The 6,691-nt window shown below is 44.8% G+C and carries 5 protein-coding genes, 4 tRNA genes and 1 rRNA gene; 8 read left to right on the top strand and 2 right to left on the bottom strand.

The genetic code is table 11. The annotated features are described in order from the left end of the window. The first annotated feature begins 70 nt into the window (after positions 1-70). The 3 genes from rrf to birA all read left to right on the top strand — a co-directional run bounded on the left by rrf (position 71) and on the right by birA (position 2,330). Positions 71-186: ribosomal RNA gene (rrf, locus tag A6301_RS16175) — 5S ribosomal RNA — on the top strand. Positions 187-336: 150 nt separating this feature from the next. Then, on the top strand, positions 337-1,374 hold the full coding sequence (gene murB / locus A6301_RS16170; protein WP_234258261.1) for a UDP-N-acetylmuramate dehydrogenase: 1,038 nt from the start codon (positions 337-339) through the stop codon (positions 1,372-1,374). Beyond that, positions 1,371-2,330, top strand: a complete 960-nt coding sequence (birA, locus tag A6301_RS16165) for a bifunctional biotin--[acetyl-CoA-carboxylase] ligase/biotin operon repressor BirA (RefSeq protein WP_234258260.1) — start codon at positions 1,371-1,373, stop codon at positions 2,328-2,330. Before murB ends, birA begins: the two co-directional genes overlap by 4 nt. 29 nt (positions 2,331-2,359) lie before the next feature. Here the strand turns inward: birA and coaA are convergent, their stop codons facing one another. Continuing rightward, positions 2,360-3,310: a type I pantothenate kinase gene (gene coaA / locus A6301_RS16160; protein WP_234258259.1), complete on the bottom strand. Its 951-nt coding sequence runs from the start codon at positions 3,308-3,310 to the stop codon at positions 2,360-2,362. Between the two features lie 310 nt (positions 3,311-3,620). After that, positions 3,621-4,732 (bottom strand): IS3 family transposase gene (locus tag A6301_RS16155; protein ID WP_234258258.1). Its coding sequence is split into 2 segments (ribosomal slippage): positions 3,621-4,471 and positions 4,471-4,732, totalling 1,113 coding nucleotides; the frame shifts between segments, so codons are not numbered across the junction. Positions 4,733-5,502: 770 nt separating this feature from the next. On the opposite strand from A6301_RS16155, the gene A6301_RS16150 reads away from it, so the two are divergent. The 5 genes from A6301_RS16150 to A6301_RS16130 all read left to right on the top strand — a co-directional run. Continuing rightward, positions 5,503-5,578 (top strand) — tRNA-Thr (locus A6301_RS16150). Positions 5,579-5,593: 15 nt separating this feature from the next. Next, positions 5,594-5,678 (top strand) — tRNA-Tyr (locus tag A6301_RS16145). A gap of 130 nt (positions 5,679-5,808) precedes the next feature. After that, positions 5,809-5,883, top strand: a tRNA-Gly gene (locus A6301_RS16140). A 6-nt stretch (positions 5,884-5,889) separates the two neighbouring features. Then, a tRNA-Thr gene (locus A6301_RS16135) sits at positions 5,890-5,965 on the top strand. A gap of 107 nt (positions 5,966-6,072) precedes the next feature. After that, positions 6,073-6,691, top strand: a 619-nt coding sequence (locus A6301_RS16130; protein WP_039529801.1) for a GTP-binding protein, incomplete at its 3' end; no start/stop codon positions are given.

Below are 6,691 nucleotides of genomic sequence, written 5' to 3'. Positions count from 1 at the left end.
GAAGATTGGTTCTGATGGTTGTGCGATATAAAGAAAGTAGAGCATAACGGTTGGAATGAAACAGAATTTGCCTGGCGGCGATAGCGCGGTGGTCCCACCTGACCCCATGCCGAACTCAGAAGTGAAACGCCGTAGCGCCGATGGTAGTGTGGGGCTTCCCCATGTGAGAGTAGGGAACTGCCAGGCATCAAACAAGTGGAAAGCCCTCGTCGAAAGACGAGGGCTTTTTGCTATGGGAATTTAGAGGATTTACACCTTTCGGTTGGTAAAAGGCCGCCGGTATCTTACGTAGATCAGGTAGACTATGTGATATCTAAATTAGTCGGTATTTCTATCATGGCGCCAAGCGTTATTTCATTGAAGTCTCATAACTCTTTCTCATTACCTGTTTCTGCATCTTCAATTACGATTGCGGATACTAAGGATAAATTGATTGAAGGGTGGCGCATCGCCAGTGAATCTCAAGAACCAGTTTTATTACTAGGAGAAGGGAGCAATGTCCTTTTTCTGGAAGATTTTTTAGGCACAATTCTGTTAAATCGGCTCAAAGGTATCGATATTCGCGAAGAAAGTGATGGCTGGTACCTTCATGTCGGTGCTGGTGAAAATTGGCATCAATTGGTTGAATATACGCTTAAATGTGGCATTGCTGGGTTAGAAAATTTAGCGTTAATTCCCGGATGTGTGGGGTCTGCACCAATACAGAATATTGGTGCGTATGGTGTCGAGTTACAACATGTCTGTGATTACGTTGAATTATTGGATCTAAAAGAAGATAAAACGATACGTCTTACTGCTGAGGCATGCCAATTTGGTTACCGTGAAAGCATATTTAAGCATCAATATCGTTCTGGGTTTGCTATTACTGCAGTAGGGTTTTTTTTAAAGAAAGAGTGGAACCCAATACTGAGTTATGGTGATTTGGCCAAACTGAATCCTGAGACTGTCACGCCGCAGCATGTCTTTGATTCTGTATGCCATATGCGCCGAAGCAAACTCCCAGATCCAATAGTGACAGGTAATGCAGGCAGCTTCTTCAAAAACCCTATAGTTACACAGCAGCATGCTAAAGCTATTCTACGAGAGTATCCAAATGCACCTCAGTATTTACAAGCTGACGGCAATGTTAAATTGGCCGCTGGATGGTTAATCGACCAGTGCAAGCTTAAAGGGTTTCAACTTGGTGGCGCAGCTGTTCACGAGCGACAGGCATTAGTTCTCATCAATAAAGGCGATGCAACAAGCTCAGACATTGTCGAATTAGCTCGTTATGTCCGTAATCAAGTTGATGCAAAGTTCTCTATACTGCTGGAACCTGAAGTCCGCTTTATTGCTGCGCATGGTGAGGTCAATGCTATCGAGGTATTATCATGAAAGATATTACGGTTCCCCTTAAATTAATTAAGATTCTCTCTGATGGCGAATTTTATTCCGGTGAAGTTCTGGGTGAAATGATGGGGATGAGCAGAGCCGCTATTAATAAACATATTCAAACTATACGTGACTGGGGTATTGACGTTTTCACTGTAACAGGCAAAGGTTATTCTTTACCGGCACCAATGCAACTATTAGATAAAGAAGCCATCCTAAAACATCTACCAGAAGGTGGAGTGACGGTTTTACCTGTCGTTGATTCTACTAATCAGTACATTTTAGAACGATTAGGTACATTATCCTCCGGTGATGCATGCCTTGCTGAATACCAGCAATCTGGTCGTGGCCGTCGTGGTCGGCAATGGTTTTCACCCTTTGGTGCGAATTTATATTTGTCCTTATATTGGCGCCTGGAACAGGGGCCTGCTGCTGCGGTTGGAGTCAGTCTGGTAATCGGCATCGTCATGGCTGAAGTGCTACATAAGCTTGGCGCTGATGGTGTGCGGGTCAAATGGCCTAATGATTTATATCTAAAAGATCGAAAGTTAGCTGGTATTCTTGTTGAATTGACGGGGAAAACGGGTGATGCTGCTAACTTAGTAATTGGAGCTGGTATTAATTTACAAATGAGGGAGCCAACTCCAGATACGATTAATCAAGGTTGGATAAATTTACAAGAAGCTGGCATAGGCATTAATCGCAACACACTTGCTTCGACTCTCATTTCTGAATTAAGAAATTCTTTGGTTGTCTTTGAACTCGAGGGCCTTGAACCATTTATTTCCAGATGGGAAAAATTGGATAATTATTTTAACCGCTCAGTTCGTTTGATTATCGGAAACCGTGAAATACATGGAGTGGATCGTGGAATAGATCGCCAAGGGGCGTTATTATTAGAAAGTGACGGTTTGATTACACCATATATTGGTGGTGAAATTTCTCTGCGCGGTGCATAAAAATGGGGGCTAGCCCCATTTTTATATATTTATTTTCTTAATCGAACAGATTCAATGGCATGGTTAGCACTTTTAGTCATAATAAGACTAGCTCTTTCCCTGGTGGGTAGAATATTTTCTTTTAAATTAAGTCCGTTAATCTCTTTCCATAATTGAGATGCGATACCAACAGACTCTTCTTTCGTCAGTTTCGCATAGTTATGAAAATATGAATTTGGATTTGAGAATGCACCTTGCCTGAATTTCAGGAAACGATTTATATACCATGTTTGAAGCAGTGTTTCAGGTGCATCGACATAAATAGAAAAATCCACAAAATCAGAAACAAAAACCCTATGTGGATCATGTGGATAATCCATTCCACTTTGTAAGACGTTTAAGCCTTCCAATATTAAAATATCAGGTTGTTCCAACACTTTATTATTATTAGGAACAATATCATATGTCAGATGAGAATATGTTGGTGCCGTAACTTGATGCGTCCCTGATTTTATATCAGAAACAAATTTCACTAGGCTATGCATATCATATGATTGCGGAAAGCCTTTTTTCTTCATTAAATCACGTTCTTTTAGCACCTTATTTGGATGAAGAAATCCATCGGTTGTAATTAGTTCTACACTGCGATGCTCTGGCCAGCGGCTCAATAATGCTTGAAGGACACGAGCCGTGGTGCTTTTTCCTACTGCAACACTACCTGCAATGCCAATTATATAAGGTATTTTTTGGCCATCAGTCCCTAAGAACTGCTCAAGTACAGCCTGACGACGTAAGTTAGAGCTGATATAAAAATTGAGTAGGCGAGATAATGGCAGATAAATTTCTGCGACTTCGTCTAATGAAAGATCTTCATTTATCCCTTTTAGCTTAATGATCTCTTCTTCTGTCAGTGTTAACGGAACAGAATCGCGCAAGGCGGCCCATTGGCTGCGGTTAAATTGTAGATATGGCGTGGCCAAAGATTGCTCTCTATTGCTCATAAGTCGTGTTCTGCCTGCTTAACAGGTAAGAAAAGGGACTTCTAGCCTAGCGAGGAAAGCGGGCTGTTAGCTTAGCCAACGCAATGATCGCTGCACCTTCTCTTGTGTAATAAATTTTTGATAATGGGCAGGTTAACACTTTGCTGATAGAAATAAGAAGAGAAAATCGGTTCTGTGGTAGATGCTTTTGTGTTTGTACAGCGAGGGTCGCTAGCCGACACTTACTTTACCTAAACCATTCCCAACAAAGATACGCTTATAATGGATGTAGTCCGCGTGTGTAGTGGCTACTAGTGTAAGCACACCCGTTTTAGTTCCACACACTTTTTGAGATTTCCGGGTTTTCAGCCATCAGCCGGTATTCTTCCGGCGTCAGGTTATTCAGCGATTCATGGGGACGCTCGCTGTTATATTCATACAGCCAGCGCTCTGTAATTTCCCTCACTTCATTCAGTGTTCTGAACAAGTAAAAATCCAATATTTCTGTTCGGTACGTCCGGTTAAAACGTTCAATAAAGGCATTCTGTGTTGGCTTACCCGGTTTAATAAATTCCAGTGCTACACCATGCTCTTCCGCCCATTGCGCCAGCGTCAGCGATACCAGCTCTGGACCGTTATCCATCCGCATCTTTAGCGGATATCCTCGGTTTGCCACTATCCTGTCCAACACACGAACAACGCGTTGTGCCGGGATATTCAGGTCAATTTCTATCGCCAGCGCTTCACGATTAAAATCATCCACCACGTTGAACGTGCGAAAACGCCTGCCACACACCAGTGCATCATGCATAAAATCCACTGACCAGCTCTGATTCTGGTGTTCCGGGGCCACCAGTGGTGCGGGGTCACGCACAGGCAAACGCTGCTTTCCCTTACGACGAAAATTCAGTTTCAGTAAGCAATAAATACGATGAACGCGTTTATGATTCCATGCATGACCCTGCCTGCGTAGCTTCTGGAACAACTTCTTGAAGCCGTATCGCGGATAGCGTTCAGCCATGTCGGTCAGCGCCTGAATGACCGGCTCATCACGCCGGGTGTCGGGCTGGTACAAATACACCGTCCTGCTCAGCGATAACGTCCTGCATGCCTGGCGGATGCTCATTGTAAATTGCGCGGTCAGGTAACTGACGAGCTCACGCTTTATCGCTGGTTTTAAAGCTTTTTTTCAATAACATCTTTGAGTGCACGGCACTCCAGACTCAGATCGGCAAACATCTGTTTCAGCCGCCGGTTTTCGTCCTCCAGATCTTTCATCTTTTTGATATCAGACGCTTCCATACCACCAAATTTGGCTTTCCAGTTGTAGTACGAGGCCTCGGATATCCCCGCTTCGCGACAAACGTCTTTGACGGTACGTCCGGCTTCAACGGACTTCAACACGGCGATGATCTGGTGCTCGGTAAATCGGGCTTTGCGCATAGCGATCTCCTCAATGGGACATAATCAGTATGTCGGAAGATCTCTAAAAGTGAATGGTTCGGTTTACCGGGATACTTACACTAGGTGTGCAAGCATAGTCTAGAATTCTCTCGCATGACGATATCCTAGATCGGTAGAAAGCCTCCGCAGGAGACGTGCTTTAGTGTCTAAATAGAATAACTCCCTCTGTTGGAAAGGTGTACTTTGAACTGCATGAGCAGTCGACTTACCTCTGCCTTCCTTGCTCTCCTGCGGACGAAGGACTTTTGGATTGCAGCTCTGTTTTTCCATTTGGTTTTTTGACACCGCCCTAAACGTGCATTTTCGATGATACGCTCGTCGTCACGTGCTATCCAATAGAAGCACGTTTTCTACGGTGTCTTTGGTCAGTTCCTCGGGATAGATGAGTTAGGTTGCTGTATTGAGTTGAATTATTTTCATCGTATTTTTTCGCTCGACTGAAACTGATGTCTAGCCAAACAAAATGTATTCCAAGCCTATCCGCTTCGGAAAGCGAACAAAATAGCATCTGTTAATGCGGAGTTTGCTCTCCTAAAGGGAAAAAATGTATTTGTGAGGCAGATAAATGGTGGTGAGTTTGGTGACGACATCCTCATTTTGCCGGGCGAATTTGGTGGTTCTTTGTGCAAATTATTACTCTTACTCTAGATTTATGGCTTTATTTGGATAAAATCTAAGCGATAGCGCATTTTACGCAATTTTTTTGTTGCATCGAGCGTTCTGTCTACCTAGAATGCGCAGCACTTGAAGCCGGCTTAGCTCAGTAGGTAGAGCAACTGACTTGTAATCAGTAGGTCACCAGTTCGATTCCGGTAGCCGGCACCATCAAGTACACAATCAGGTGGGGTTCCCGAGCGGCCAAAGGGAGCAGACTGTAAATCTGCCGTCACAGACTTCGAAGGTTCGAATCCTTCCCCCACCACCAAATTCAATCCTGGCAACAGGATATTCGATACGGTAGTCAGACTAAACCGGATCGACGAAGGCGGGGTCTATAAATCCTTATTCCCCAATTTCAAAATCTACAGAAAAATTAGGTAGCCGAGTTCCAGGATGCGGGCATCGTATAATGGCTATTACCTCAGCCTTCCAAGCTGATGATGTGGGTTCGATTCCCACTGCCCGCTCCAAGATGTGCTGATATAGCTCAGTTGGTAGAGCGCACCCTTGGTAAGGGTGAGGTCGGCAGTTCGAATCTGCCTATCAGCACCACTTCCTTTTCCTCCTCCTGATTTTCTTTCTGTGAATAAATTCAGCAAGCTATCGCTTGGTTGATGTGGTGATACCACCGATTTATCCGTGTCTTAGAGGGACAATCGATGTCTAAAGAAAAATTTGAACGTACAAAACCGCACGTTAACGTCGGTACTATCGGCCACGTTGACCATGGTAAAACAACGCTGACCGCTGCAATCACTACCGTTCTGGCTAAAACCTACGGTGGTAACGCACGTGCATTCGACCAGATCGATAACGCACCAGAAGAAAAAGCACGTGGTATCACCATCAACACGTCTCACGTTGAATACGATACCCCGTCTCGTCACTACGCGCACGTTGACTGCCCAGGACACGCCGACTATGTGAAAAACATGATCACCGGTGCTGCCCAGATGGACGGTGCGATCCTGGTTGTTGCTGCGACTGACGGCCCAATGCCTCAGACCCGTGAGCACATCCTGCTGGGTCGTCAGGTTGGCGTTCCTTTCATCATCGTGTTCCTGAATAAATGTGACATGGTTGATGACGAAGAGCTGCTGGAACTGGTTGAGATGGAAGTGCGTGAGCTGCTGTCTCAGTACGACTTCCCAGGCGACGACACCCCAGTGGTTCGTGGTTCTGCTCTGAAAGCGCTGGAAGGCGAAGCTGAGTGGGAAGCAAAAATCATCGAACTGGCAGAGCACCTGGATTCTTACATCCCAGAACCAGAGCGTGCCA

Source organism: Pectobacterium sp. IFB5596, assembly GCF_021432585.1.
GTDB lineage: Bacteria > Pseudomonadota > Gammaproteobacteria > Enterobacterales > Enterobacteriaceae > Pectobacterium > Pectobacterium punjabense.
This window is presented reverse-complemented; position numbering and strand designations above follow the sequence as displayed.

Bases quoted from the DNA above. Each gene is read 5' to 3' on its own strand.
- murB (WP_234258261.1), top strand. From the start codon at position 337: ATGGCGCCAAGCGTTATTTCATTGAAGTCTCATAACTCTTTCTCATTA.
- birA (WP_234258260.1), top strand. From the start codon at position 1,371: ATGAAAGATATTACGGTTCCCCTTAAATTAATTAAGATTCTCTCTGAT.
- coaA (WP_234258259.1), bottom strand. From the start codon at position 3,310: ATGAGCAATAGAGAGCAATCTTTGGCCACGCCATATCTACAATTTAAC.